General features: G+C 43.6%; 25 protein-coding genes and 1 pseudogene. 15 read left to right on the forward strand and 11 right to left on the reverse strand.

The window, feature by feature from the left end:
• Positions 1–8 precede the first annotated feature (8 nt).
• The 6 genes from betA to ACTRWI_RS14230 all read left to right on the forward strand — a co-directional run bounded on the left by betA (position 9) and on the right by ACTRWI_RS14230 (position 6,845).
• Positions 9–1,712 (forward strand): choline dehydrogenase, encoded by a 1,704-nt coding sequence (gene betA, locus ACTRWI_RS14205; protein WP_499132270.1) that lies wholly within the window; start codon positions 9–11, stop codon positions 1,710–1,712.
• Positions 1,713–1,834: 122 nt separating this feature from the next.
• Positions 1,835–2,806, forward strand: a complete 972-nt coding sequence (locus tag ACTRWI_RS14210; RefSeq protein ID WP_499132272.1) for a choline ABC transporter substrate-binding protein — start codon at positions 1,835–1,837, stop codon at positions 2,804–2,806.
• 80 nt (positions 2,807–2,886) lie between these two features.
• Positions 2,887–3,729 carry a choline ABC transporter permease subunit gene (gene choW, locus ACTRWI_RS14215; protein WP_063524984.1) on the forward strand — a complete coding sequence of 281 codons (843 nt, stop codon included), beginning with the start codon at positions 2,887–2,889 and terminating at the stop codon, positions 3,727–3,729.
• Between the two features lie 2 nt (positions 3,730–3,731).
• Positions 3,732–4,946 carry a choline ABC transporter ATP-binding protein gene (gene choV / locus ACTRWI_RS14220; RefSeq protein ID WP_499132274.1) on the forward strand — a complete coding sequence of 405 codons (1,215 nt, stop codon included), beginning with the start codon at positions 3,732–3,734 and terminating at the stop codon, positions 4,944–4,946.
• A 353-nt stretch (positions 4,947–5,299) separates the two neighbouring features.
• Entirely contained in the window at positions 5,300–5,782 is a 483-nt protein-coding gene (locus ACTRWI_RS14225; RefSeq protein WP_499132276.1) for a MarR family winged helix-turn-helix transcriptional regulator, read from the forward strand.
• 406 nt (positions 5,783–6,188) lie between these two features.
• Positions 6,189–6,845 carry a QnrS family quinolone resistance pentapeptide repeat protein gene (locus ACTRWI_RS14230; protein ID WP_499132277.1) on the forward strand — a complete coding sequence of 219 codons (657 nt, stop codon included), beginning with the start codon at positions 6,189–6,191 and terminating at the stop codon, positions 6,843–6,845.
• Between the two features lie 340 nt (positions 6,846–7,185).
• Here ACTRWI_RS14230 and ACTRWI_RS14235 read toward each other — a convergent pair whose 3' ends face one another.
• The gene (locus ACTRWI_RS14235) at positions 7,186–8,298 is read right to left on the reverse strand and encodes a linear amide C-N hydrolase (RefSeq protein ID WP_499132279.1); all 1,113 of its coding nucleotides are present in this window, start codon (positions 8,296–8,298) and stop codon (positions 7,186–7,188) included.
• Between the two features lie 323 nt (positions 8,299–8,621).
• Between ACTRWI_RS14235 and ACTRWI_RS14240 the strand changes: the two genes are divergently transcribed.
• Complete coding sequence (locus ACTRWI_RS14240) at positions 8,622–9,053, forward strand: GNAT family N-acetyltransferase (protein ID WP_050632689.1); 432 nt, start codon at positions 8,622–8,624, stop codon at positions 9,051–9,053.
• A 147-nt stretch (positions 9,054–9,200) separates the two neighbouring features.
• On the opposite strand, the gene ACTRWI_RS14245 is transcribed toward ACTRWI_RS14240, so the two are convergent.
• Positions 9,201–9,416 carry a hypothetical protein gene (locus ACTRWI_RS14245; protein ID WP_499132281.1) on the reverse strand — a complete coding sequence of 72 codons (216 nt, stop codon included), beginning with the start codon at positions 9,414–9,416 and terminating at the stop codon, positions 9,201–9,203.
• Positions 9,417–9,855: 439 nt separating this feature from the next.
• Here ACTRWI_RS14245 and ACTRWI_RS14250 point away from each other — a divergent pair, with 439 nt between their 5' ends.
• On the forward strand, positions 9,856–10,116 hold the full coding sequence (locus ACTRWI_RS14250; RefSeq protein WP_499132283.1) for a DUF5062 family protein: 261 nt from the start codon (positions 9,856–9,858) through the stop codon (positions 10,114–10,116).
• Between the two features lie 96 nt (positions 10,117–10,212).
• Here ACTRWI_RS14250 and ACTRWI_RS14255 read toward each other — a convergent pair whose 3' ends face one another.
• Positions 10,213–10,587, reverse strand: a complete 375-nt coding sequence (locus tag ACTRWI_RS14255; RefSeq protein ID WP_499132284.1) for a hypothetical protein — start codon at positions 10,585–10,587, stop codon at positions 10,213–10,215.
• A gap of 150 nt (positions 10,588–10,737) precedes the next feature.
• Complete coding sequence (locus ACTRWI_RS14260; RefSeq protein ID WP_499132286.1) at positions 10,738–11,619, reverse strand: hypothetical protein; 882 nt, start codon at positions 11,617–11,619, stop codon at positions 10,738–10,740.
• A gap of 336 nt (positions 11,620–11,955) precedes the next feature.
• Here ACTRWI_RS14260 and ACTRWI_RS14265 point away from each other — a divergent pair, with 336 nt between their 5' ends.
• Positions 11,956–12,108 carry a DUF5993 family protein gene (locus ACTRWI_RS14265; RefSeq protein ID WP_499132306.1) on the forward strand — a complete coding sequence of 51 codons (153 nt, stop codon included), beginning with the start codon at positions 11,956–11,958 and terminating at the stop codon, positions 12,106–12,108.
• A gap of 9 nt (positions 12,109–12,117) precedes the next feature.
• A complete protein-coding gene (locus tag ACTRWI_RS14270; RefSeq protein WP_499132288.1) occupies positions 12,118–12,657 on the forward strand; it encodes a disulfide bond formation protein B in 540 nt (179 codons plus the stop codon).
• Positions 12,658–12,985: 328 nt separating this feature from the next.
• On the opposite strand, the gene add is transcribed toward ACTRWI_RS14270, so the two are convergent.
• Positions 12,986–13,984: an adenosine deaminase gene (add, locus tag ACTRWI_RS14275; protein ID WP_499132289.1), complete on the reverse strand. Its 999-nt coding sequence runs from the start codon at positions 13,982–13,984 to the stop codon at positions 12,986–12,988.
• Between the two features lie 120 nt (positions 13,985–14,104).
• On the opposite strand from add, the gene ACTRWI_RS14280 reads away from it, so the two are divergent.
• The 3 genes and pseudogenes from ACTRWI_RS14280 to ACTRWI_RS14290 all read left to right on the forward strand — a co-directional run bounded on the left by ACTRWI_RS14280 (position 14,105) and on the right by ACTRWI_RS14290 (position 17,392).
• A complete protein-coding gene (locus ACTRWI_RS14280) occupies positions 14,105–15,052 on the forward strand; it encodes a LysR substrate-binding domain-containing protein (RefSeq protein ID WP_499132290.1) in 948 nt (315 codons plus the stop codon).
• Positions 15,053–15,310: 258 nt separating this feature from the next.
• Positions 15,311–16,052: pseudogene (locus ACTRWI_RS14285) on the forward strand (zinc-binding dehydrogenase); the annotation flags it as partial.
• Positions 16,053–16,279: 227 nt separating this feature from the next.
• Positions 16,280–17,392, forward strand: coding sequence for an HDOD domain-containing protein (locus tag ACTRWI_RS14290; RefSeq protein ID WP_499132292.1), 1,113 nt, complete (start codon positions 16,280–16,282; stop codon positions 17,390–17,392).
• 112 nt (positions 17,393–17,504) lie between these two features.
• Here ACTRWI_RS14290 and ACTRWI_RS14295 read toward each other — a convergent pair whose 3' ends face one another.
• From ACTRWI_RS14295 to ACTRWI_RS14310, 4 genes are all read right to left on the reverse strand, one after another.
• On the reverse strand, positions 17,505–17,903 hold the full coding sequence (locus tag ACTRWI_RS14295) for a DUF1090 domain-containing protein (protein WP_499132293.1): 399 nt from the start codon (positions 17,901–17,903) through the stop codon (positions 17,505–17,507).
• Between the two features lie 133 nt (positions 17,904–18,036).
• Entirely contained in the window at positions 18,037–19,542 is a 1,506-nt protein-coding gene (locus ACTRWI_RS14300) for an SgrR family transcriptional regulator (protein WP_499132294.1), read from the reverse strand.
• A 9-nt stretch (positions 19,543–19,551) separates the two neighbouring features.
• Positions 19,552–20,562: a Gfo/Idh/MocA family protein gene (locus tag ACTRWI_RS14305; protein WP_008216023.1), complete on the reverse strand. Its 1,011-nt coding sequence runs from the start codon at positions 20,560–20,562 to the stop codon at positions 19,552–19,554.
• 112 nt (positions 20,563–20,674) lie between these two features.
• On the reverse strand, positions 20,675–21,574 hold the full coding sequence (locus ACTRWI_RS14310) for a homocysteine S-methyltransferase family protein (protein WP_499132297.1): 900 nt from the start codon (positions 21,572–21,574) through the stop codon (positions 20,675–20,677).
• Between the two features lie 223 nt (positions 21,575–21,797).
• Between ACTRWI_RS14310 and ACTRWI_RS14315 the strand changes: the two genes are divergently transcribed.
• Positions 21,798–22,499: a lipoate--protein ligase family protein gene (locus ACTRWI_RS14315; protein ID WP_499132299.1), complete on the forward strand. Its 702-nt coding sequence runs from the start codon at positions 21,798–21,800 to the stop codon at positions 22,497–22,499.
• Between the two features lie 188 nt (positions 22,500–22,687).
• Here the strand turns inward: ACTRWI_RS14315 and ACTRWI_RS14320 are convergent, their stop codons facing one another.
• Both ACTRWI_RS14320 and ACTRWI_RS14325 read right to left on the reverse strand, forming a co-directional pair.
• On the reverse strand, positions 22,688–22,888 hold the full coding sequence (locus tag ACTRWI_RS14320; RefSeq protein WP_499132300.1) for a hypothetical protein: 201 nt from the start codon (positions 22,886–22,888) through the stop codon (positions 22,688–22,690).
• 37 nt (positions 22,889–22,925) lie between these two features.
• On the reverse strand, positions 22,926–24,140 hold the full coding sequence (locus ACTRWI_RS14325; RefSeq protein ID WP_499132301.1) for a multidrug effflux MFS transporter: 1,215 nt from the start codon (positions 24,138–24,140) through the stop codon (positions 22,926–22,928).
• Between the two features lie 324 nt (positions 24,141–24,464).
• Here ACTRWI_RS14325 and ACTRWI_RS14330 point away from each other — a divergent pair, with 324 nt between their 5' ends.
• On the forward strand, positions 24,465–25,646 hold the full coding sequence (locus ACTRWI_RS14330) for an MFS transporter (RefSeq protein WP_499132303.1): 1,182 nt from the start codon (positions 24,465–24,467) through the stop codon (positions 25,644–25,646).
• Positions 25,647–25,667 lie beyond the last annotated feature (21 nt).

Below are 25,667 nucleotides of genomic sequence, written 5' to 3' on the forward strand. Positions count from 1 at the left end.
TAGATAACATGGAACAACGCTACGATTATATTATCGTCGGCGCGGGTTCGGCCGGCTGTGTGTTAGCTGATAGGCTAACGGAAAGCGGTGAACATAGCGTTTTATTACTCGAAGCTGGTGGCACGGATAAGAGCATTTTTATCCAGATGCCAACTGCGCTTTCTTACCCAATGAATACTGAAAAGTACGCTTGGCAATTTGAAACTGAGCAGGAACTAGGCCTTGATGGGCGTGAATTGCACTGCCCCCGTGGCAAGGTGCTAGGTGGTAGCTCATCAATCAATGGCATGGTTTACGTACGTGGCCACGCGTGTGACTTCGACCAATGGGAAGAAGAGGGCGCAGCGGGTTGGAATTACCAAGCGTGTTTACCTTATTTCCGCCGTGCTGAATCATGGAACAAAGGTGGCGACCAATACCGTGGTGACAATGGTCCTGTCGGCACATGTAACGGTAACGATATGGCGCTTAACCCACTTTACCAAGCCTTCATCGACGCGGGTAAAGACGCCGGTTACCCAGAAACACAAGACTACAACGGCTATCAGCAAGAAGGCTTCGGCACCATGCATATGACGGTAGACAAGGGGGTTAGAGCCTCAACCTCTAACGCTTATCTGCGTCGAGCATTGAAGCGCCCAAATCTTACGTTGAAAAAAGGTATTGTAGCGCGCAAGTTTCTGATCGAGTTTCAATCGGACCAAAGCAAGAAAGCCGTCGGTGTGGAATTTGAAAAGTCAGGCAGTATCCAAACTGCTATGGCGAACAAAGAAGTGATCTCTTCTGCGGGCTCCATTGGCTCTGTTCAACTACTGCAACTGTCTGGTATCGGCCCGAAAGCGGTACTTGAAAAGGCTGGCGTAGAAGTTAAGCACGAATTGAATGGTGTGGGGGAAAACCTTCAAGACCACTTAGAAGTGTACTTTCAATACCACTGCAACGAACCTATCACGCTTAACAGCAAGCTTGGCTTAGTGAGCAAAGGGATGATCGGTGCTGAGTGGATTCTTACTCGCAAAGGTTTGGGGGCGACTAATCACTTTGAATCGTGCGCCTTCATTCGATCTCGTAAAGGATTGAAGTGGCCAAATATCCAATACCACTTCCTACCGGCAGCCATGCGTTATGACGGCCAAGCCGCCTTTGATGGTCATGGCTTCCAAGTACACGTTGGTCCTAATAAACCAGAAAGCCGCGGCACGGTTGCTATCACATCAGCAGATCCGCATGCCAAACCTCAGATTCAATTCAACTACATTTCGACCGAGCAAGACCGCCAAGATTGGCGTGACTGTATTCGTCTAACGCGCGAAATTTTGTTGCAACCGGCAATGGACTTTTACCGTGGCGAAGAGATTCAGCCAGGATCGGATGTGACTTCTGATAAAGCGATTGACGAATGGGTTAAACAGAATGTTGAAAGTGCTTATCACCCATCTTGTTGCTGCAAAATGGGTGCTGACGATGACCCAATGGCAGTGCTTGATGAAGAGTGTCGTGTTCGTGGCATCGACAGCCTGCGTGTCGTTGACTCGTCTGTTTTCCCAACCATTCCAAACGGAAATTTGAATGCGCCAACTATCATGGTTGCCGAACGCGCATCTGATCTGATTCTGGGGAAGCCAATGCTCAACGAACAAAACGTGCCAGTTTGGATTGCACCTGAATGGCAAGAGAAACAAAGAATCAAAAAACCAGTTAGGGAAGCGTAACGCGCAATGACTGGGTGAAACACGAAAAGAAATTAGCAATAAAAATCATTAGTTAAAAGTCAGAAAAACTGCCTCTACCGTTTGAGAAGAGGCAGAAAAAGGAAAGATTAAAAGGAGCCATTATGACGACTCTAAACATGCACAACGTGACCACAAAAACGTTAGCCACACTAGCGATTAGTTCATTTGCATTTGCAGCCAACGCTGCCGTTGAACCACAACAATGTGAAAACGTACGTTTTGCCGATGTTGGTTGGACTGACATTACCGCTACCACCGCTGTCACCACTGAGCTTTTAAAAGGCTTAGGCTACACCACTAAAACCGACCTGCTTTCAGTACCTGTGACTTATTCTTCAATGGCTAACGGCGACATCGATGTGTTCCTAGGGAACTGGATGCCGACTATGGAAGGGGACATTGCTAAATACCGTGAAGCGGGCACTGTCGAAACGGTTCGTGCCAATCTAGAAGGTGCTAAATACACGTTAGCGGTACCTAAATACGTGTATGACGCGGGGGTTAAAAGCTTCGCAGATTTAGCTAAGCACGCCGATAAATTCAAAGAGCGTATCTACGGCATTGAGCCAGGTAACGATGGTAACCGCCTAATCCAATCGATGATCGATTCTGACGCTTTTGGCTTAAAAGATTTCAGCCTAGTTGAATCAAGCGAAGCGGGCATGGTGTCGCAAGTATCACGTTCAGCGCGTCGCAGCCAATGGGTCGTTTACCTTGGTTGGGCACCGCACCCGATGAACAGTAACGTTGAGATGGAATACCTTTCTGGCGGTGATGACTTCTTCGGCCCGAATTACGGTGGCGCGAATGTTTACACCAATGTTCGTTCAAACTACCTATCTGAATGTTCAAACGTCGGTCAGCTTCTGCAAAACCTAGAGTTCACTCTAGAGATGGAAAACCAATTGATGGAAGCGATTTTGAACCAAAACGTGAAACCTGAGAAAGCGGCTCAGCAATGGTTGAACAGCAATCCACAACAAGTGGAAGCTTGGTTAGACAACGTTAAGACACATAAAGGTGAATCAGCAACTCAAGCGCTTACTGAATACCTAATACAGGTAAAAGCATAGTTCTACCTATCGACCTATTTACTAAAGCTATATCAAGCATAAAGGTGGGCTCCGGCCCGCCAATAATGAAAGGCAATATTGTGAATTTTATTACGGAAAACAAAATCCCTGTCGGACAATGGATGGAAGCTGGTGTCGACTGGTTAACTATCAACGCAGCGGGCTTTTTTGATGCTATTTCTATCTTTTTAGAAACCGTTATTCTGTTTTTAGTCGATGTATTTAAATGGATGCCGCCTGCGCTCCCTATCGTGATTACTGCTGCGATCGCTTGGTATTTACACCGTAAATTGTCGTTGGTGATCTTCGTTGTCGCGGCGCTTCTGACCATTCTCAACCTTGGCTATTGGCAAGAAATGCTGGAAACTTTTGTTCTCGTCTTTGCGGCGACAACGATTTCCGTATTAATTGGCGTACCGGTTGGCATCATGGCGGCGCACCGTCCTTGGTTATACACCTTACTGCGCCCCATTCTCGACTTAATGCAGACGGTCCCAACGTTTGTTTACCTTATCCCAACCTTGGTGTTATTCGGCTTAGGTATTGTGCCGGGGTTAATCTCAACCATTATTTTTGCTATCGCGGCGCCTATACGTTTGACCTACTTGGGCGTGACTAAGGTGCCAGAAGAGCTGATTGAAGCCGGTAAAGCGTTTGGTGCTAGCCGTATGAAATTGCTCGTGAAAGTGGAATTGCCGGCAGCATTGCCAAGCATTATGGCAGGTATCACTCAGTGCATCATGTTGTCGCTTTCTATGGTCGTGATCGCGGCGCTTGTTGGTGCTGACGGGCTTGGTAAGCCAGTGGTTCGTGCCTTGAATACAGTGAATATCTCACAAGGTTTTGAAGCGGGACTGGCGATTGTACTTGTCGCTATCATTCTTGATCGCTTGTGCAAAACGCCTAATCAGAAGGAGGCTTAATCGTGTCTATTCCTCAGCAACAAAAGACAGTGGACGCAATTACGATTAAAAACCTCGATGTCGTTTTTGGTGATAAATCGAAGCAAGCTCTTGAGTTACTCGATCAAGGCAAAACTCGTCAGGAGATCATTGATGAGACAGGCCAAGTCGTCGGCGTAGATAATGTGTCGCTAACGGTTAAAGAGGGCGAAATCTGCGTGCTGATGGGCTTGTCTGGGTCAGGGAAATCTTCATTGCTTCGTGCGGTAAACGGTTTGAATGAGATCAGCCGCGGCTCGTTGGCAATCAAAGATGGCGATAAGCAGGTTGATTTGGGTGAACAGTGCGATGAGGCGACACTGCGCCACCTTCGAACTCACCGTGTTTCTATGGTGTTCCAAAAGTTCGCCTTGATGCCTTGGTTAACCGTGTTAGATAACGTGGCGTTTGGCCTTGAAATGCAAGGCGTTGCTAAGAATGTTCGCCGAGCTAAGGCGCGTAAGCAGCTTGAAATGGTGGGTCTCGCAGAATGGGAAACCAAATTCCCTCATGAGCTTTCTGGCGGTATGCAGCAACGTGTTGGTTTAGCTAGAGCTTTCGCCATGGACACAGACATTCTATTGATGGATGAACCGTTTTCAGCGCTTGACCCATTGATTCGTGCACAACTTCAAGATGAGCTGATCACACTGCAGAACAAGCTCAATAAAACGATTTTGTTCGTAAGCCACGACTTAGACGAAGCGCTGAAGATTGGTAACAACATTGCGATAATGGAGTCAGGCAAGCTGATTCAACATGGCAAACCTGAAGAGATCGTACTCACACCGAAAACGGAATACGTGAAGGACTTCGTTGCTCATACTAACCCATTGAATGTACTAAAAGGTCGTTCACTGATGCAACCTCTGGATTCTTTAAAACAAGAAGATGAAAGCTGGCAGATCTGCGATTCAAAAGACCTATGGGTTGAGCAGAGCGAAGGGGAGCTATCTGTAAAAGGTGAATCGGATTTGGCACTTGTCGAGTGGAATGAGTCTGATGATTTAACCGAGATCAGCGGGTCGAGTGTGGTTGTCGTAAGCCCTGAAATCGGTATGCGTGATGCAATCAAGCTCAAGCAGATCAGCAACCATCCGATCTTGCTGGTTGAAGACAATCAACTGGTCGGAATCTTGGATAACAGTGAGTTCTACAACGCATTGACGGGGAATTTCCAACTCAATAATGCTGCTTAGTCGTTTGAGTTAAGCACACTCGCTTTTTAATGATAAATAGGTAGTGAAACCTCGCTACCTATCTGACTCTACTCTCTTTTTATTTTTCTTTTGTTCGCAACTTTTCTTTGATGGTTCGCCGCTTCAAACCGGAATATCAGTACTCAAAGTACAAAAGTGTTGTCACGCTCAAACTCAGAGGCATAGAAAAGATTGAGAATAGTATGAACATCAGTACAATGCGGAAAAATTAATGAAGTAATTTATCAATTTACAGTGTAATTCCCGAGCAGCTTTGGCTCTATTACTTGGAGTTTCGAATCGCTTGAACACTGTGAAAACATTCACCGTATATTAGTACAAAGGTCTGCATCTTGGACAAACATGACGAAATCCTGGTCGCTATTCGCCAAATTATTCGCGCTATCGATTTACATTCGAAGAAGCTGAGTAAAGAGTATGGTTTGACTGGCCCTCAATTAATCTTAATGAGAGCAATCCAAGAAATGGGTAACGTGACGATCAAAGAATTGTCTAATCACACCAATGTAAGCCAAGCGACCACCACTACGATCATTGATCGTCTAGAGGTGAATGGCTATGTACAACGTATCCGTAGTGTTTCTGACCGCCGTAAAGTGCATGCAAACTTGACCGAAAAAGGTCAAGAGCTGCTAAACAATGCGCCACCACCACTGCAAGATAGCTTCGTTAACAAATTTCAAAACCTTGAGCCGTGGGAGCAAAGTCTGCTGCTTTCTTCGATGCAACGCGTGTCATCTATGATGAACGCGGAAGACATTGATGCCGCTCCAGTTCTTCAGCTTGAAGGTATTGCTAATATCGCGAAAAGCTAGATAACACAACCTGGGAACACGAGTTAAATTCAACCCTCGGTACTTATGAATCGGTTAGCTTCCACGATGGTGAGCTTTACCTATTTTGTTTTTAACTTCTCAGAAAAATTGAGTCTTGTATTTCCCTCCACATGAGTTAGGTTACCTGGCTATTTAAAGCTTACTGATTTTTCGACACGTATCTTTATCTGATGATCAGCTACGTCATACAACCTTCTGTAAGCCACAAAACTTTTTTCAAAATAAGCGCGTTCTATTAACTGGAAAAAGCCCTCTTAAATCGCCTATTTGGTGCCTTAAATTGGCTAAAAATGGGTGCTTTAAGTTGCTGTTTTTGTTGGTTTTTAATTTGGTGTTTTCTGAAGATCTCAGTGGTAGTCTTAGCTTACTTTCTTTAGGGGGCTAAATGGACACTAATAACAGTACTTATCATCACCACAATTTCGCTCAACAAGATCTGTCCGATATGACTTTCACAGCATGTACCTTTATTCGTTGTGACTTTAGGCGTTGTAACCTACGTGACACGACCTTTATTAATTGTAAGTTCATTGAGCAAGGCGATATCGAAGGATGCCACTTTGGTATCGCAGACCTGCGTGATGCAAGTTTTCAGAGCTGCCAGCTCGCCATGGCGAATTTTAGTAACGCCAATTGCTATGGGATTGAGTTACGTGAATGTGACTTGAAAGGGGCTAACTTTACGAGAACGAACTTTGCCAACCAGGTGAGTAATCGTATGTACTTTTGCTCAGCGTATATCACAGGCTGTAACTTGTCTTATGCTAACTTTGAACAGGCTTGTTTAGAAAAATGTGAGCTGTTTGAGAACCGTTGGATAGGGACTTACCTTGCAGGAGCGTCATTAAAGGAGTCGGATCTGAGCCGAGGCGTATTCTCTGAAGATGTATGGGGACAGTTCAGTATGCAGGGAGCAAACTTGTGTCACGCTGAATTAGAGGGGTTAGATCCTCGAAAGGTTGACACATCGGGCATTAAAATTGTCGCTTGGCAACAAGAGCAACTGCTTGAAACTATGGGTATTGTGGTGATGCCTGATTAATAGGGTTAGCGAAATCTTTGATTAACCGAGAAAAGACGGTTGTTTTGCTTCTAACCACTCTGGCTGCACATGGTTTATACCTGCTTTATCTATGAAACTTATCTTGTAAGAGTTTTAGGTAAGGTGTTGATTTAAATAGTCAAAGCAAGATTAAAATAAGGCACTTTCCTAGCAGGAAAGTGCCTTGCTCTTATCGGTTGAGTGCTTTACGTACTCACAATCTATTCACCGACTTTGGCCCAGTTCGAACTAACCTCTAAGCTAAATCACGCCCTAATCTTTGATGGGCACCCGCGTTCTTCTGCAGCTTGAAGCCTTGCTAAGTGTGGCGTAGTCAAAGTTATATGGCACAGAATGGTTGGTTTTTATTAATGTTTGTACAAGGCTGAGATTCTCGTTTGTTCGTGTTACGCCCCAATTCAACCACTTGTTTACCATTGACATCAAACATCGAGAAATCGTATGTCTCAACTTGATCTGTGTCCCATCGGTCTAGCTTGAGTGTTTTATTCTTTAAGTCTACTTGCGAAACCCATAAAGTTGGAAAGTTCGCGTCATAGGCGACGTCCCATTTTGTATATCCGCTACGCATCTCATGAGCAACACCTTCAATAATATTACTTAATTGTTTGTTGTCGCGGATACCAAAACGCTCTTCATACGCTTTTACTTCCTTAAGAGCGTATTGAGCACGATAACGACGATCTATAGAGTTGATTGAAGCTGTTGGGAAGCGCTTTTCACTTAATAATTCTCTGTCCATTTCTGTCATAGTATCAAACGTTGGATTGTTTGAAATGACATCTAAAGAACCTGTTCCTCGGTAGAGTTTCTTTTCACCATTTACCATTTCAACAAGGATGGTCTCACCAGAGTTATCAGCAAAAATGAAGTGAGCCAAGAAGTGGTTTACAGTTGTATTCGCATCATACAGACCAGGTACGCCACCAAGTTTTTGGTCACGGATGTTGGTGTTATTGATAATAGACTCAACTTCATCAAGGCTTTTTGCATTCGCAATAACGTATTGCACGAATCGCTGACCATCGATGTCTTGATTACCTTTTACTCGCGCTTTTTCATCTTGCCAGTCTGTATTGAGATAATGAATTTGACCAAGAACACCATGTTCGTTGATTGCTTCTGTGACAAACTCTGCGTCGAAGCTTGCAATCTCAATCATGGCATGTTTTGACTTGTAAATTTGATGGGCTCCCCCTGATTTGCTGAGGCCGACACCGTATACCGTGGGTGCACGTGTATCAAGGACAGTTCCTCTCGGTACACCGCGCACAACCCCTTGATCGTAACCTTCCCAGTCCATTGAACGTGTGACCATCGTCGTATCTAAAGTATCCGAGTGGTATAAAGCTCGTGTACAAGCTTGTGCTGTACCAGAAATGGCTTCAATCGTTGTGGCAACTAGGGTGAGTGTTAATAATTGTTTTTTCATGATTTAAGTAACCTAAAAGATAAGTTCGTATGTGTCGAATGCTAGGTGTTATGCGCTCGCTATATATGTCATTGGTCGATAGAATTTTGCACTCTTCAGAGTTGTGGCTAATTCAACTTTTATTTCTCAGAAACATATAATAATGAGAAATTGAAGTGTTCTTGTGATTTCGTTGCTATTATGCAACTTTGTTTATATTTGTTCAATTGGCCATCAACAAGTTAAAGCTCTTCATAAGCGGCATTGAATCACTTAGTAGTTTAGGTTTAATATACGGTTTCGCGGCTGCACATGTTTATACTCAGTTCAATCTAGAGAAAATTATGACTATAGAAAATGTGCTTCCTGAAGATTATGCAGAAATGCTTAAGGTTTGGGAGAATTCAGTCCGAGCAACTCATGACTTTATTACAGAAGAAGATATTGAGTTTTTTAAACCTATCATCATGGAACATGCGTTCCCTGCGGTTTCTTTGAAATGCGTTAAAAATGAAAGTGGTTCGATTGTTGGCTTCGTGGGCGTCCATGATGCAAAAGTCGAGATGCTTTTCGTTTTGAACGAAGTTCGAGGACAAGGAGTGGGTACGGTGTTGTTGCAACATGCGATTGAGCAGTTGGCAGCGACCAAAGTTGACGTGAATGAGCAAAACCCACAAGCGGTAGGCTTCTATCAGCACATGGGGTTCAAAATTGAATCACGCTCACCACTTGATGACATGGGGAAACCATTTCCAATTCTGCATATGACGCTGTAAGACTCGGTTGTCGTATCACCCGGTTGTAACCAACCACAGTCGCTAGAAGAAAAGCCCAAAGCTAATAACTTTGGGCTTTTCCGTATTTGATAGCCAACATTTGAGAATGCTTTGAAAAAGATAAATGCTTTGCTATCTCGAATTTGATTAGTGCATACCCGAACGCATTTTGTCGGCGAGGGCAAAGAACACAAACAGCACAAAACACACCAAAGCAACACTAAGTGAAATTAGTATCGTTGTGGCATCTTTTGTCATTAATGGAACCACGATAGAAGCTAATGCTATCAAGATTACAAGGATATGAACGATTCGTCCGGGGATTGGATTTTTATGACAGAATGAAGCCCATAGGTAACGCATTATTAACACCAGAACAAGATTATTGGGTCTATTTTATTAGCTTAATGAGTGTTTTGTAAATAGCTTTTCATCCGGGTGATCGTAAATATGATCTAAGTAAACGATTTAAATCACAGTGATTTATTGTTTTTTTATAAGGCTAAAAGTATGCAAGTGAAAATAATAGTATTCTGTATCCTTTAGCTTGGTAAGTTAAAATTCGGCAAATTTTGGTTTCTTGACCGAATACCTCACTTATTAAGTATGTTTTTAATATATTGTTTTTGCATCTGCATGCATATTGTAAATGTAAATGTAAATTAAGTGGGAAGTGGTTTGGATCTGTGAATCGTTTTGTGTAATTTATTAAAGAGAATGTTCGAATTGAGAGCACGGTAAGCTTGTCGTAGATTGGGTTTGATATACTCAAAGTTCATTCTACGAAGATGATGGAGATGATATGTCGAAAACCGCGAAGATCATGAATGAAGATAAGCTGGTTAAGAAGGCTCTAGAAGTCGGTTTTAAAATGGCAAAGTTGCAAGGTTTCGATTTGCCGAACTCATCTCAACCAATCAAGGTTAAGGCAGTTTATCTATTTCTTGTTGAAGTTAATCAAATTATTCCGTTACCAGACAGTAAGTTGGACGGTGCAAATATCAAGAAGCGCCTGGCTTTATGGATACACAACGCATTGCCTGATAACGACCCTCTGAAGTAAGCAAAGAGTAATTCGTTTTTATCTTTGAGACCTAGCGACCATTTGTTAGGTTTCTTTGTATTATGGTGACCAGTTCAAGTTCAAGTTCGAGATACTTCAATAAAGTAGTATCAAACCTTGGTAACCATCTATCTGTACTTCATCTATATATTCTCCCACTCTACCATCAGCACTTACGGGCTTCATTGGTGGGTCAAATCGAATAGAAATTTTCTCTGCGGCATAAAAGTCAGCATTTTTCCCATAAAAATCGGTGCGATAGGGAACGCGTCCATGATCAAATTCTCTGGCAATCACCATGTCTTCTGGGCCGCCTTCGACAACCTGTTTATCTGATTGATAAAGGAAATAGGCATGAGTAGGTAATAGTGAAACCTTGCCATTCGGTAGATCTGGGTGATCGATGCGGGGTTGTGACGCCTTACCAACAATCAAGTAATTCTCAGGTTGTGGAGTACGGGTTGAGATCATTAGTGTAAGTGTTTGGAAGCCCTTTGGTATGGCTTCTGAAGGCACACCCAAGTCAACTTTGAGCAGTGCTATGTGCCTGTAAGCTATATTTTTGGTACGCGAGCTTTCCAGAAATTATCTGTTGTGGTGTTGTCGCTCCCATACACGTAACTACTTTTCCACTGTTTGAAGTAGCTGTGCATGGGATGGTGGTTGAGGTAATAGATAGCGAGCGTCGAGTATTGGTCTTGTTGCCAATTTTCTTTGTTGTTCCCAAAACTTCGATAGCCCGTCATAGCTCTTGCCACTACCGTCATGAGTGCTTGCTCTTATCCAATCAGAAGGCACTTGCCAGGTAAGTGCTTGGTTCTGAGTCATGTTCTCGGTGTTATCTTCACTGACAACAAGGTGAGACCATGTAGTGACTTGATTGTTGGCGTTTACCTCAAAAGGATATTCAATCTCAAAATTCCCACCTTGTGCAAAGCGTGAAAACTCAAAATCTACACTATCGAATTGTTCAGAGTGATAAAGGTAGAGTGCACCACCTTGTTGGAAATGTTCAAAGACATCGGTATCCCAAGGTGGTAGTTGGTAAAGGGCAAAACCTGCGTGCATTGCGTCTGCGGTATAACTGATAAGCATGGGTTTACGGTTTAATAGGGTATTCTCGCCATGAGTTGGGTTTGTCTCTGCAAGGATTGTGTCTTCTGAAAAGTGTAAAAAGAAATCTTCGTAATCGATGTCGTATCGTTCAGCTATTTCTCTAATCTCGTCTTCGAGTAAACCTGAGTTTAACTCTAACTTTTGGTTGTACATGTAGCCAACGGCCGAAATATTGGTTTTAAGGTTTTGGTTAGCATTAGATCCAAATATCAAACCACTATGGTTGAGCTCCCAATCAATCACATCGTGGGTAGATATTTCATTGCCTTGTAAATCACTCTCTTGCTTATGTTGACTGGGCAGAACGATTGCGTAGTTAGGCGAAATAATATTGGGAACGGTAAGGCTGGTAAGAAATAGGACAGAGAAAAACCGTGTTGTTTTCATTAAGTTTCCTAACCATTCACTCTTTATGTGTTATACCTATTTGGTAAGTGTATCTAATCTTAATATCTGTGCTCCGTTTCGTGGTATGCCTGGTGTTGAGGTGCGTATTCTTTTACTGATTCGGCGCGTTACTTGCTTCTTCTATTGGCGGAAGCGTTTTGTTAGCGGTGGAAACTTGACAGGTTAACGCTTACTAACAAGTATTAAATTGATGATTTTTAATCCTTAATCCATAAATTTGCCAATTTTGAATGCTGTTTGTGGCGTAGGTGTGGATATTCATTTTGACGTTCAATATGACTGGACTTACTAAATAGCGAGGGAATACCTCTTATGATGTCTTTACTGTTTCTACTATTACTCGTGGCGATGTTATGCGCTTTTTTCGACAAGAAGACCGCAGCTTATGGCTTTTTTGCGGGCTCCGTGATCCTAGGGTTGTATTGGTTTAATCACCATGCGACTGATTCATTACCCATCTTATTGTAAGGAGCTAACATGAATCGAGATCAGTTAACGATCCTAAATACGCTTGGCCTACTCGGTATGACAGCCGTTCTGTTGATAGGCTTTATCCTTCAGTTTGTTCTTCATGAGCTGCCTTGCCCGCTGTGTTTATTGCAGCGCATCGGTTTCGTGATGGTCGCGTTTGGCTTTATGTTGAATGTAGTTTATGGACCTCAACCTCGTCATTATGGCATTGTTTTGATCGGTGCCTTGTATGGTGTCGCTACCTCACTTCGTCAGGTCTCGCTGCATGTGATTCCAGGCACACCAGGCTATGGTAGTCCTATCTTTGGAATGCACTATTACACTTGGGCTTTCGTGTTATTTGCTGCGACCATATTAGCGGTTGCCGTCATTCTAATATTGACCAATAAAGAGCCATCGCAAGAAGCTTATAAGATGAATAATTTGGGGCGTGTGGCGTGCTTATTAGCCATCGTCGTGGTTGCACTCAATGCTATCGCTACCTTTGTTGAATGTGGACCTTATCAGTGCCCAGACAATCCAGTGAGTTATTGGCTACTGAGCTAGCTGTCCTGTCAGTTTATTTAGTGAAAAAGAGAGCCACAGCGCCAGCTGTGGCTTTGTTGTTAATGTATGACTCCATTAATCGGGGCGTGGTCACTTTGAGCATATTGTGGATTACCTTGGTAAGGCGCCGTTAAACACTTCGCCAGTGAGCATTTTTTCGAGCTCTGTTTTTGTGTTCATGGTTTATATCTTGCGAATCAATATTGGTATCAGAATACTGATAAATAGACAAAAAAAAGAAAGGCGTCAGCCTTTCTCTTCCTATTTTGTGCCTTTAAGCACTAGCGTTAAGTGAGCCTAGTTCTTCAGAAAAAGGCTCTTTTGACCGTTAGATTTGCTTAACAAAACCCATTAGGTGCTGCTTTACTTCGTCTGAAGCAAATGCGCTTTCTACTGAGTACTTGTAGATTTCTGCGTAATCTTCTTTCGTTAGGTCGAAAGTTTCACACACGCGTTTCACTTCGTTAGTCATTGTTGTGTTAGATACAGTGCGGTTATCTGTGTTGATTGTTACAACGATGCCATCTTTCTTGAATTCAGAAATTGGGTGATCGCTGAATTTGTGAATACATTTAGTTTGAACGTTACTTGTTGGGCAAGTTTCAAGCGCAACCTGCTTCTCTTTCACAATGTTGTACGCATCTTCGTTACCTTGGATGTGAACACCGTGGCCAATACGCTCAGCGTCTAGCATAGTGACTGCGTCGTAAACGTTTTGACCGTGCCATTGCTCACCTGCGTGAACCGTCACTCGGTAGCCTTGCTCGATAGCGTATTGCGTGTATTCAGGGAACTCAGCACAGAAACCTGGCTTTTCACCGCCAGCAATATCAAATGCTACAACGCCTTTATCAAGGTATGGCTTACCTGCATCGATCACGTCTTTGATTGAATCTTTAGGGAACATACGCAGTACAGACATAATGTAGTTGCCCTTGATGTCGTATTTCTCTTCAGCACGTTTCATGCCTTTCACTGCACTTGCAATGATCGCGTCAAGAGACAGGCCTTTATTCACGTGTAGGATTGGTGCGAAACGAACTTCTAGGTACTTAACGTTTTCTAGTGCTGCGTCTTCGTAAAGCTCAAAAGAGATACGCTCAATCGCTTCTTCAGTTTGCATCACTTTTAGTGGCAGGCTGAAACAAGCTAGGTACTCATCTAGGTTTTTGCAATCTTCTGGCACAGTTAGAGATTGAACAACCGCATCGCGGTCTTCAGGTAGTTCGATATTGTACTGTTTTGCTAGATCAATAATCGTATCTGGGCGAACACTTCCGTCTAGGTGGCAGTGTAAGTCAATCTTTGGTAGTGCTAGAAAATCCATGAGTATTCCTTAATTCTATTATTCTTTGAGTGTGTTAACTCACATGCGCTCAATTTACCAAGAGCATGATATGATTTAAAGTGACAAATAATCATCATTAACCTGAATTTGGGGAATATCATGGTCGATGTTAAAAGCTTACTTAAATGCGATATGAATTTGCTGTTGTGCTTACACGTTCTGATTGAAGAACGCAGTGTGAGCAAAACGGCAGAGCGGCTGTTTTTGAGCCAATCTGCGGTAAGCAAACAACTCACCAAGCTGCGAGCTTTGTTTGACGACCCGCTATTTGAGCGTGAGTCTAAAGGATTATTCCCAACCCCAAAAGCACTCTTGTTAGCGCCTAAGATCCACCAAATCTTGCTACAAATTGAAAAGCTAACTGTCCCTGAGGTGTTTGACCCTAAGGAGAGCGAGCGTACTTTCACTATAGACCTTGTTGAAACCGCCTACACAGCGGTTTATCCGCAATTTATGCCGACAGCGCTTGCAGATGCACCCCATATCACCATCAACAGCTCAACGTGGAGTAGTGATAGTTTCAAGCGTTTACTCAAGCGCGAAGTCGATTTTGGTATCGGTATTTTTGAATTAGATGAACGTGCTTCAACCCATGTGCAATGTATTCCGGATGAATTAGATTTCGTTGAGTTGTGCTTGGATTATTCCGTTTGTTTGATGCGTAACGATCACCCTGCTTTACAAGAGGAGTGGAACCTCGACACCTTTCTTAAGTATCGTCACATACAATTGGTGACGGGCGGAGCGGGCGACTGGTTATTGATGGAAGTACTTAACGCAAAGCAGTTAGAGATCAACAAGGCCGCGAATGTATCTGATATCACTAGTGCCATTAAACTCTGTAAGCAGAGCGACCTGTTGATGTGCTATCCATACAACTCGGTGCGCGATTATATCGATAGCGGTGAATTAGTGATGAAGCCCGTTCCCATCGATTTGGTACCAGGTGGGTTATTCTTGTTGTGGCACCGTTATTTTGATTCTGAGCCTAGCCATCGCTGGCTGCGAGAGCTGATTGTTAACAAGACGCAAGACACTCAAGAGTGATGGTGTTTAAACGCATTGTAATTCGTAAAATATTTTTCGTTTTTCGTTCGTCTTTTCAGACTGGGTATCGTCTTAATTGGGGGCGTAATTCCCGATAATAGTGAGAGAGCAAAATGAATCTAATGGCTGCGTCATTGATTCCACAACAAATAATTGAGGATGCCTGTGAGTGAGCGATCATGCACGGTGTCGCTTTTCGACAAGCTGATAATACCGCAAGGCACTGCCCATGAATCTGAATATTGACATGGGTAGAGTGAGCGTTTTCTTATCGAGCCTTGTTTAACGGAAGTGTATGGGTGAGATCTGCCACAACCATGGTATTTTGGTTCTGAGTGTGATGGTGGTTTTGCAGAGTACACCAAAGTTGCCGCGAAACATGCATATGCAGTGAACAGTTCTATATCAGATGTAGAGCTGGCATCTTTCCCATGTTCTTACTCGACAGCAGAAAACATGCTGGCTCGATCTAATGTGACTGAAGGCGTTCGCGTGTTGATCTATGGTGCATCAGGCGGTGTGGGTTCTGCGGCGATTCAATTGGCAAAAGCTTGTGGTGCACATGTGATTGCGATTACTAGCCAAAGTAAAAATCAACAGTTGCTAGCGCTCGGTGCTGATGAGGTCGTTACCCGAGTGCTGATTTGGTCGAAGCCTTGGGTGAAAGCACCGTTAACGTTGTGATCGATTTAGTAGCCGGTGATAAGTGGCCTGAATTCCTTGAAGTCTTAAAGGCGCATGGTCGTTATGCCGTGTCTGGTGCGATTGGTGATGCGATGGTCTTGATGTACGTATTTTTTATCTAAAAGATTTGAGCTTTTTCGGTTGTACGGTGTTAGAGCCGCAAGTGTTTCAAAACTGAGTTAACCGCATTGAAAAACAGCAGACTAAGGCGATTGTTGCGCAGCCTTTCCCGCTTGCCGATATCCATACAGAACAAGATGAATTTTTGAATAAAAAACACGTTGGTAAGATAGTATTGGAAGTCGCTGAGCGCTAGTTTAATTAGCTTCATAGTCCCAATTTATGAGATAGCAAGTGTTATTAGCTCGCTTTTTTGTTTTAGGAGATACATCATTTTGCTTTAACAGCTTGATGAGTAATAGATTATATACAGCTAAACAATTAATGGTTCATTTATCACTGTATGGTTTATGAGTCGCCTGTGCGATAATCACCAGCGTTATATATCCCGATTTATGTTGTATTCATCTAGGAGCCGTATTGATGTTTAAAAGGGTATTACAGGCACTATTTTCCCCTTTCGCTTCCAAGCAAGGTAAGCAAATAACTTCCTCACAAAGTGCCTCTCAAAAAGTCGTCTCCGATCAGGGCTGCTCTCCAGTACAAACGACTGTTAAGCCTTCGATCTTTGTTCCGTCTTCGTCAAATGAACCATCATCATTAATCGTCGATAAAGCGATGAGCCTTCACGATGGAGAATTTCTTGATTATCTGTTTGGAGAGTCACGTCTGCGAACGGAATCTGATCCATTTAGTGACTTTGTGGCCTGCCAAGTTGAACGTTTGATTCGTTCTCCTAAAGCGCTTCTCAATGAACTGCCTGTAATGCCGGCTTCTGTCACGACATTAATGGGTGAACTACAGAGTGATGAGTTTGATGTTGATGCCCTGCTAATGGTGATTGAGCGAGAGCCGAGCATGGCTGCGGATGTGATTAAATTAGCGAACAGCGCATACTACAAACGCAGTGAAAAACAGGTAACCGATCTAAAAACCGCATTCTTAAATATGGGTTCACAAGGTTTGGTAGAGGGTGTAGTGAATTCGTACATGAAGAATTTTACCCCGGGCAACAATATTTATTGGCGCCATTTCGGTGAGAAAATTTGGAACCACAGCATCCAAACGGCTTCTTTTTCAAAGGAGTTAATGAAAGAATCGCCATCTCAAGAAGAGCAGGCTAGCGCCTATTTTATTGGGCTGATCCGTAACCTCGGTAAGATGATCATTTTCCAGATGATGGTGGAGGCTTTCAAACATGTTGACCCTTCTGTGCCGCCTAACTCATTGGCGTTGAAGCGTTTAATCAACAGTTACTCTATTCGTCTCACCTATACCATTGCTAAGTTCTGGGGGTTACCGGATTCGGTACTGACAGCTATTGGCTATCAAGAGTCGAGCCGCTACGCATGCACACCGCTCGGCCAAGCCGTGTTTGAGGCTAACTCGTTGAGTGAGCTGACGTATTTATTGGATGCTCAGGCGATAGATATCGAGCAATTTAAGAGCCGATGTAAGGAGAGACTGACGTCATCCGCAGCCTACAAGGTGGCCAATCGCATCTATAAAGAGTCTATGGTTGCGTTGGCTGGATAAGCCATTGGCGTTGACTGTGGTCGCAGATTTACAGCGGTCTTTTGTGAATGGTCTTACGAATGAGTAAGACCATTTTTTTTATTGAAGCCGCTTCGATGTGCGCGAATTTGGTTTAAGGGATTTCAGATAGTTCTTGCTTTAAGTCATCAATTTTACGCTGCTCTTTTTCTATCTTGCGCTGATATTTTTTAATTTTGTCCGACCTGTTGCCTTGTTTGGCTTTTTCTAAGTCGGCTTGGTATTCAGCCAAATCTTCCTCATTAGATTCGATTTTTTCACGAAGGTCGTCTTTCAAACCTTCGTTGGTGCAGTTTTCTTTTGCCTCTTTTAATGCCGTTGTGAGTCGGTCGACTTTGTATTGATTGTCGTATTGCTTAGCTTGTTCGATTTGATACTCGATCTCACAAAACTTTTTCTCACAGCCAGTAAGTGAGTTGCAGGTCGTGCTTGCCATACTGCTAAAAGAAAATGCACTGAGGAGCAGTATTGAGCCTTTTAGGTGTCGGTTCATGATTTACCTTCTACTGGTTCTATGGTTTTAGCCTAGTTTCATTACAACTTAACACCCGCACGCATTGCTTATGACAGAGGAGTGTTAATGGTAAGTCTATATGTACAATGACTTATCTCTATTAAAGATAGAATCAAATATGGCTAACCCACAACTTATCGAGGTCACACCAACCGAATCCATTTACTCTTGCTCCGCGTATTTTTTCAGATACTTCTAGATTGAATGCCTCTTGCTTAAGCTCGACCACAACTTCAGTCTTGTATAGCCAGCATTTGAGTTTCAAGAGCGTTATGGCGGCTTGCTCGAAGTCTGGTTCGCACTGAATTGAGGTTAAAGCCTGCTCGATGTTTGCGAGCATCTCAACGGGTAGCGACAAATCTTCGAAAGGGAAACGGGTGAAGAAGCCTAACCAAGAAGAGAATGAGTGGTTTTCATCGATAATGCTGCATAAAGCAGCGTCTTTTATCGTTGAAAAATCCCCATACTCGACGGTGAGTTTAGTCTCACCAGGCGCTGAAGATTTCTTGAAAAAAGCTTGGCATTCCGAGGTGTCTTCGACGGTGAATGTTCGGTTGGTAGAAGACAACTTTGGATTTTGAATTTTGAAAAAAGTAGAGCCGTGAACTCGCGCATGTGCACAGCTGTACTCGCCAACTTTGAGTGTCTTTTCAGGCATTTTTACGCACACCTGATTTTGAGCACACGCTTTACTCTCTGCCCACTCTGGGTAAACCCATAATTCGACTCGATTTAGTATCGGAACCTGACTTGAATAAGCATCATTGCGGTTCAGTCTTAGCATCTTGTTTGAGAATATCGCCAATGAGAATGGACCGGAACCGACCAACCTATCGACAGAATTAGGCTCAAAAATCGATGCTTCGGCTCTAGCAAGTAATCGGGGTAGATGCCAATCCGTCTTGCTGAGTTTTATTGTGATAATGTTGCCTGAAGACGCAGAGACTTCAGCAATATGTTGATAGCAGCGATGCCATAACTTGCTTGAAGCGAGTAAACTCAGACAGTGTGCGATGTCTTGAGCTTCCAGTGTTCGGCCATTGTGGAATTGCACACCATCACGAATTTGGAAACGCCAGATTGTTGCGTCTTCATTGGGTTGCCAATGATAAGCCAAGTCGCTATATAATTTACCTTGTTGTACAGAGGTGAGACGTTGGCAAATCTGCATCACTAAGAAACGTTCGGTACGTCTCAGCACACGCTGAGGGTGAAGCGCTTCGAGCTCACGGTGAAAGGGAATGTACGCGACGCTCTGCGCCGATTGACTAGCGCTATTTAGAAAGGCTTGCAGTTCCTTACCAGCATTCCGTCCATTAAAGCTTAAGGTGCTGAAAACCTGCTCGATGTTGCCGGAATCTGCTTGGCTTTGTGCGTATTGGTAGCACGCTTCCATCGGTTCAATCAGACACGTGAGTTGTGCCTTTTTATTGCGTCCTGAACTGGCTTGCCACTCAATCCAGCCTTGCGCTGTCATTGCTTTGAGTAGGGTTTGAACGTGACGCTCACTCACATGTAGAAGCGTTGCGATTTGACTGACTTGGCAGCGTGATACCCCAGGCCCAAAAGCCTGAAATATCTTTTCGTACAGTTCAAGCTTGCGCTTTATGTTGCCCAATTCGAATTCCTAAATGTTAGGTTGAGTTAAGTGTTGGTAGCCGGCATCAGCGAGTGCTTTTTCCATGGTTTCAAGAACCTGTGCACTTATCTTTGAGTTTAGGATATCAGACTCAAGTTTTCCCTCTAATACAAGTTGCGAGAAGTGCTCGATTTGATACTCGAACCCATTACCTTGAATGGGGTGCTCGATGGTGAAGGTTTCTTGTTTGTACTCCACCGTTATATGGGCTGGGTTCCACCACTTCTCTTTAATCGTAATGGCGATATCTGGGCCTGTTAATCGCGCTGCGCGTGGCAAGTTTCTTACCGTCGAAGCTGATATGGTCGCGTTGATCCCTCCAGAGAACTGGAAGCATGAATCGGTATCTACATTCGAACCTTCATAGAGGCTCGACATTTCGACTTTAGGTAGAGAAGGCGTAATCTCAAGAGTGCGACATAAATCGTAGAAGAACCACAGACCATACACTCCAACATCAAGTGTTGCCCCGCCGGCTAAATCCGGGTTGAAGATAAACAGGTTAGGGTCGTAGTCGTGCTCATTACCAAAGCTGGCTTCTATCGAATCAAGCTTAATCTGGTTGCTGGTTAAAAACGATGTAAGCTCGCGATAAGCTGGGAATACGACGGTCTTCATTGCCTCTAGCAACATTACGCCATTTTGTTCTGCCAGGGCTTTCATTTCTAGCCAATCACCAAGGTTGGTAAAAGCAGGTTTTTCTACCAAGACGTGCTTATTATGGCTTAGAAATAGTTTGGCTAGAGGTTTGTGATACGGGTGTACTGTGGCAATGTACACTGCTTCAACATCGTGATCTTGAGCCATGGCTTCATAAGAACCATAAGCTTTATCGCAATCAAACTTATTAGCAAAAAGAGCCGCTCTTGATTGGTCGCGTGCTGACACCGCGTAGAGTTCGCCAAATGAGCAGTGCTCTGTTAGCGCTGTGGCGAATCTATTCGCGATATTGCCGAGCCCTGCGATACCCCATTTAATCTTACGTTGCGTGTCACTCATCACTTACTCCAATCGTTGTTTTGTCTCAGTTTACTTAGGGCGTCACAAACAAATAGAGAACAGATCTTTCAATCTGTTCTCTATTTTTGTTATTTTAACCGAAGCGGTGGCTTTAGATTTGTGCGGAACGCCTCCAATCCGCTAGGGCTTTAATATGTTTTGGTCCGATGCCACAACACCCGCCAATAATATTCGCGCCAAGGGCATGCCAGCGTTTTGCATAGGTTAAGTAACCTTGGCCATCTAACTCGCGCATTTCTTGAAGCATGTCATTCGCTTCATGTTCACTGCTGATCGGAGCAAAGTTATTTGCATAGATACCGATTTCTAGATCTTGGCCTAACTCATCCATTACCTGTTTGGTTTCTATAATCGCTAGATCCATCACTTCCGGTACTGAACAGTTGAACATGATGCCTGTCGCGTTAGACTGGCAAACAAGCTTGACGGCTTCTTTTACGCTCTCACCAGAACGAATAGATGCAGAGTCGCCTTTGGTATCTTCTAAACTAAAGGCGTAGTAACACGGTTTCGTTGATTGCTTGAGTACCCCATGAATGGATTCAAACTCTTGTACGCTGCATAGGGTTTCGACTAACCACAGATCGATATTTGGTTCTTGTGCATCGTAGAGGGTTTGAATGATAGATGCCGCTTCTGCGACTTTGAATAAGTCTGGTCGGTAGCTGCCAAATGGCGGTGGAACAGAGCCTGCCACTTTGACCGTGTGAGGCGCTTGGTCAGCAACTGCTCTAGCTAATTTGCCAGACAGCGCTGCTAGCTCAAATCCTCTTTGTGCAAACAGTTCTTCACCCAAATGAAAAGGCACACACGCATAGCTATTAGTGGTTATGATTTCAGCGCCAGCATCGATAAAGTTTTGGTGCGCTTGGCTAACAAAACCTGGGGCTTCAATCAGCGCTTGAGCGCTCCAAAGAGGCTGTGAGAACGGCGCGCTAATTTTTTTGAGCTCTCGGCCCATGCCGCCATCAAGTATGGTGAGTGTTTTCATATTCAATACTATCTAAAACAATTGCTGAAGTTCTGCTGTCACCATATCAGACAACCTTGCTTGACTAAAGTAGTCCCAACGCTAGGTTATTAACTAAGCCGATACCGCATTTATGGGAATAATAAAATAATGCACCACTGGCGCTATGTTGTATTGGATTAGGGGGATATATTATTAGGGTCAATGATTAACTTGAACCCAACAAGCTGTAGAGGAAATTGCATTGAAGTTAACGAATAAGCTCGTGCGTTACCCGCACATTGATGTTGATCGTGCGTTTGAAAAAGAAGATGAGCTATTGCAGCAGATTCAAAATGGTGAGATTGGGCAAGCCTTAATGTTGTGGCAAGCCAAAACACCGACACTTGTTTTGCCTGCTGGTAACAAGTGGCCAGTGACGTTGGAGTCTAGAAAGCAACTCGATTCACAAGGTTGGCAACTCTCTTCTCGTAAAACGGGTGGTGCGCCCGTTCCCCAGCTACCCGGTGTGATTAACCTATCGCACATTTATCATTGGCCGAGCGATGAAGCGTATAATATTCAAAAAGCCTATCTACATTTATGTGATGTATTAACTCAATTTTTTAGAGAGTTAGGCGTTGATGTCGATGTGCACGCAACTCCAGGTTCTTATTGCGATGGCGATTACAACCTTAACATCAACAAGCAAAAAATAGTGGGGACGGCTCAACGGGTTTTGCTGAAACGAGGAGGCGGTCAAATAGTACTGTCCCAAGCCTGTATTTTGTTAGATGCATACTTAGAACACATCGTTGAGCCAGTGAACTTTTACAATCAAATTTGTGGTAACCCAATCGTTGTAGAGCCACACGTTCACACGCTTTTATCTGAACATGTGACGCCCATGCCCAACGTAGATTCACTCTTTCAGCTGCTGAGCCAAGCTTTTATTAAGCATGTATAGTGCTCTGTACCTGCCGGAATCAATGGGATTCGGCGGATAACTTTTCTTGAAGGTAAGGAATCTAAATGATTCCTTACCTGAACGATCGCGTCATAACTCAAGTCAGAATGAGTTATGACTAATCTAAATTCTGCTCTACAATCTAAGCACGGGTGTTTGTTGAACACTTTCATGCTTTTTTCGGGATTTTAGATACACTCATCCTGCGAAATGCCTAAGGCATCATAGACCTTAGGGTGAAGCTCACTAAGTTCGGTAAGGATGGAAAACGTACATACAGCAGTAGTGGTGTCGCTGTAAATTGCGATGTCAAACTGCTGAATAAATTCGATTAGGTTACTATGAATTAAGCCCAGCTTTTGCAGGGCTTTTTCGTTATGCTCTACCAACGTTATCAATCCATCCGCTATTTGTTGAGCTGTTTAATCAAGAGCTTTCAGCCTGCTTAAACCGGCTTTGACGCCAGTAATTGACTGAGGAGATAGCCGCTAAAAAGGCAACGACAGCGGTCATCACATGTATGACTGACTCCGACGTCCCTTCATACGCATTACTGCCTAAATCAATCGCTGCAGAAACGATAAATAGACGAATAGCTGTTACCAGTGATGCTGCGATCCCTGTTAGATCTGGAAAAACTTGCATCGATTTCGCAAAGAACAATCCAATCGATAACCCTGCACCTATTGAAAACAAGCACATCGTCCCTGTTAGGATGAATGGTGAGTTAAGTTGCTCAGACGGCAATAAGAAAAAGATGAGCGTGGTGGTAAATATTAAGCCAAGCCCAGTACTTTTTAATTTATCGATACCAAACCTATCGATTAAGCGTGCGTTATTCAAACTCACCAAGACGAATGTGCCCAGTGTTGCCATTTGGAAAAACGGGAACTGATCAGGGCTGACTTCTAATTGTTCTATATACAATAACGACATGTTGGAAACATATATCATATAAGCGGCAAGAATTAAGCTCGTCACTAGCGTGTTGTACCAAAAGGCTGACGAAGACAATACGGTTTTATAGTCGCTTGCTATTCGCTTAGGCGCGACCTTCTTCCGTTTATCTTTACTCAAAGATTCAGGCAAGAAGAAGAAACAATTGGCTGCAGAAAGCAGTACTAAAATGGCGATAAAGACAAAGTTTGCTTTATACCCCATATGGAGACTTATCCAGCCGCCAATAAAAGGTGCAAAAGCCATCAAGCTGACCACTAACGTGTTGAGATCGGCAATCAGTTTGGCGGCGGATTCTTCATCAAACAGGTCAAAGATCATTGCGGTACCGACGATCACACACGCTGAACTGCCAAAGCCTTGAAGCAGTCGAAACGCCAGTAATTGCTCGATACTCGAAGCATAAATACAGCCGATACTTGCAGCAAGAAAGACACTAAAACCAAACATTAGTATCTTTCGGCGACCAAAATGATCCGATAGTGGTCCATAGAGTAAGGAACCAATACAGATGCCGATAAAGTTATAGCTCAGAATGCGCTGCACCATAACCGCGTCAGTGTTGAAGTCGTTCAGTATATCGGGAAATGTGGGTAGATAAATATCCGTCTCCATGGCAGCACCAAGGAATATGAATACCATTAAAAATCGAAACCACTTCCCCTCATGAGAGATGGGAAACATAGTTAATCCAATGAGTTATTATACAAGTCATAAGCGCAGACGCTGCAAGTGTAGGTAGGCTTAGAATGAAATTTTGATATTGGGAGGCGCGTAATAGAGAGGAGTGTTACGCGTGGTTGTCATTCCCGTCACTTGGTTGTGATCAAGCAGGGTGTAAATGTAACATAATATTTCATCATTTCAAGGTGTCGATTGCTGTTTTCACGCTCCCCTATGCAAACGATTAAAGCCGTGTCATTTTAACTTCTCCAGAAGTGTTAATGATTTGTGACTCAAGAGAAAAGCAGAGTATGATGTAACATTACCATTTAGGATTTGGTTGTTATGAGTGCATCGAAGGCGAACTGGAAAACGCCGCAAAACTTTTTATTATTGATTTCTATTGTTGTACCTATTGCGTTTTCGAGCTGGATGGCTCTGCTGAACAACTTCGTGATAGAGAAAGCGAATTTTGACGGTGCTGATATCGGTTTGCTACAAAGTGTTCGTGAAATCCCAGGCTTTTTAGCTTTTACTGTGGTGTTTGTGCTGGCTTTCATCCGCGAGCAGCGCTTTATGTTGGTATCGCTCGCGATGCTTACTATCGGTACTGCGATTACTGGCTTGTTCCCTTCACTTACCGGCCTTTTGTTTACCACCATTTTGATGTCGACAGGCTTTCATTATTTTGAAACCCTCAAGCAATCTTTGTCCCTACAATGGCTGAGCAAAGAAGAAGCCCCAGAGATGCTGGGTAAAATGATCTCGGTTGGTGCTTTCGCATCTTTGATCACCTATGGCTCTATTTGGGTTATGTTGGAGCAGTTAAAGCTCGATTTCGCTTGGGTCTATGGCATTACTGGCGGCCTAGGTTTTGTTCTGGTGCTAGTGATGACTTTTGGCTTCCCTGAATTTCAAACCAAGATTCAACAAAATAAGAAATTGGTGCTGAGAAAGCGTTACTGGCTCTACTACGCGTTGACCTTCATGAGTGGGGCCCGACGACAGATATTTACCGTATTCGCAGGCTTTTTGATGGTAGAGAAGTTCGGTTACTCAGCGGCAGACGTTACTCTACTGTTCTTAATTAATTACCTGTTTAACTTCTTGTTTGCTAAGCGAATCGGTAAGTTCATTGGTGTAGTGGGCGAGCGTAAAGCGCTTATCTTCGAGTACGTGGGTTTGATAGGCGTGTTTGTCGGTTACGGCTTGGTGCAAAGTGCAGAATGGGCGGCAGCTTTGTACGTGGTCGATCATCTATTCTTTGCTCTCGCTCTAGCAATCAAAACTTACTTCCAGAAGATTGCCGATCCGGCTGATATGGCTTCCACCGCGGGCGTGTCTTTCACTATCAACCATATTGCGGCGGTTGTCATTCCTGTTGTCTTCGGTGTGATTTGGCTATCTTCGCCTGCGACAGTGTTCTACATTGGTGCAGCAATGGCTGTGGTTTCTTTAGCGCTGTCTTTGAATATTCCTAAGAAGCCAGAAGAGGGCAACGAAGTACGAATGTTTAGCTGGCGCTAATGTCACGGCCACCTAACGCGA

This window comes from Pseudoalteromonas sp. G5_S1_14_S5 (assembly GCF_054968605.1).

Excerpts from the sequence above, each read along its gene's own strand:
- betA (WP_499132270.1), top strand. The coding sequence starts at position 9 with ATGGAACAACGCTACGATTATATTATCGTCGGCGCGGGTTCGGCCGGC.
- ACTRWI_RS14210 (WP_499132272.1), top strand. The coding sequence starts at position 1,835 with ATGACGACTCTAAACATGCACAACGTGACCACAAAAACGTTAGCCACA.
- ACTRWI_RS14230 (WP_499132277.1), top strand. The coding sequence starts at position 6,189 with ATGGACACTAATAACAGTACTTATCATCACCACAATTTCGCTCAACAA.
- ACTRWI_RS14235 (WP_499132279.1), bottom strand. The coding sequence starts at position 8,298 with ATGAAAAAACAATTATTAACACTCACCCTAGTTGCCACAACGATTGAA.
- ACTRWI_RS14240 (WP_050632689.1), top strand. The coding sequence starts at position 8,622 with ATGACTATAGAAAATGTGCTTCCTGAAGATTATGCAGAAATGCTTAAG.
- ACTRWI_RS14245 (WP_499132281.1), bottom strand. The coding sequence starts at position 9,416 with ATGCGTTACCTATGGGCTTCATTCTGTCATAAAAATCCAATCCCCGGA.
- ACTRWI_RS14250 (WP_499132283.1), top strand. The coding sequence starts at position 9,856 with ATGTCGAAAACCGCGAAGATCATGAATGAAGATAAGCTGGTTAAGAAG.
- ACTRWI_RS14255 (WP_499132284.1), bottom strand. The coding sequence starts at position 10,587 with ATGATCTCAACCCGTACTCCACAACCTGAGAATTACTTGATTGTTGGT.
- ACTRWI_RS14260 (WP_499132286.1), bottom strand. The coding sequence starts at position 11,619 with ATGAAAACAACACGGTTTTTCTCTGTCCTATTTCTTACCAGCCTTACC.
- ACTRWI_RS14265 (WP_499132306.1), top strand. The coding sequence starts at position 11,956 with ATGTCTTTACTGTTTCTACTATTACTCGTGGCGATGTTATGCGCTTTT.
- ACTRWI_RS14270 (WP_499132288.1), top strand. The coding sequence starts at position 12,118 with ATGAATCGAGATCAGTTAACGATCCTAAATACGCTTGGCCTACTCGGT.
- add (WP_499132289.1), bottom strand. The coding sequence starts at position 13,984 with ATGGATTTTCTAGCACTACCAAAGATTGACTTACACTGCCACCTAGAC.
- ACTRWI_RS14280 (WP_499132290.1), top strand. The coding sequence starts at position 14,105 with ATGGTCGATGTTAAAAGCTTACTTAAATGCGATATGAATTTGCTGTTG.
- ACTRWI_RS14290 (WP_499132292.1), top strand. The coding sequence starts at position 16,280 with ATGTTTAAAAGGGTATTACAGGCACTATTTTCCCCTTTCGCTTCCAAG.
- ACTRWI_RS14295 (WP_499132293.1), bottom strand. The coding sequence starts at position 17,903 with ATGAACCGACACCTAAAAGGCTCAATACTGCTCCTCAGTGCATTTTCT.
- ACTRWI_RS14305 (WP_008216023.1), bottom strand. The coding sequence starts at position 20,562 with ATGAGTGACACGCAACGTAAGATTAAATGGGGTATCGCAGGGCTCGGC.
- ACTRWI_RS14310 (WP_499132297.1), bottom strand. The coding sequence starts at position 21,574 with ATGAAAACACTCACCATACTTGATGGCGGCATGGGCCGAGAGCTCAAA.
- ACTRWI_RS14325 (WP_499132301.1), bottom strand. The coding sequence starts at position 24,140 with ATGTTTCCCATCTCTCATGAGGGGAAGTGGTTTCGATTTTTAATGGTA.
- ACTRWI_RS14330 (WP_499132303.1), top strand. The coding sequence starts at position 24,465 with ATGAGTGCATCGAAGGCGAACTGGAAAACGCCGCAAAACTTTTTATTA.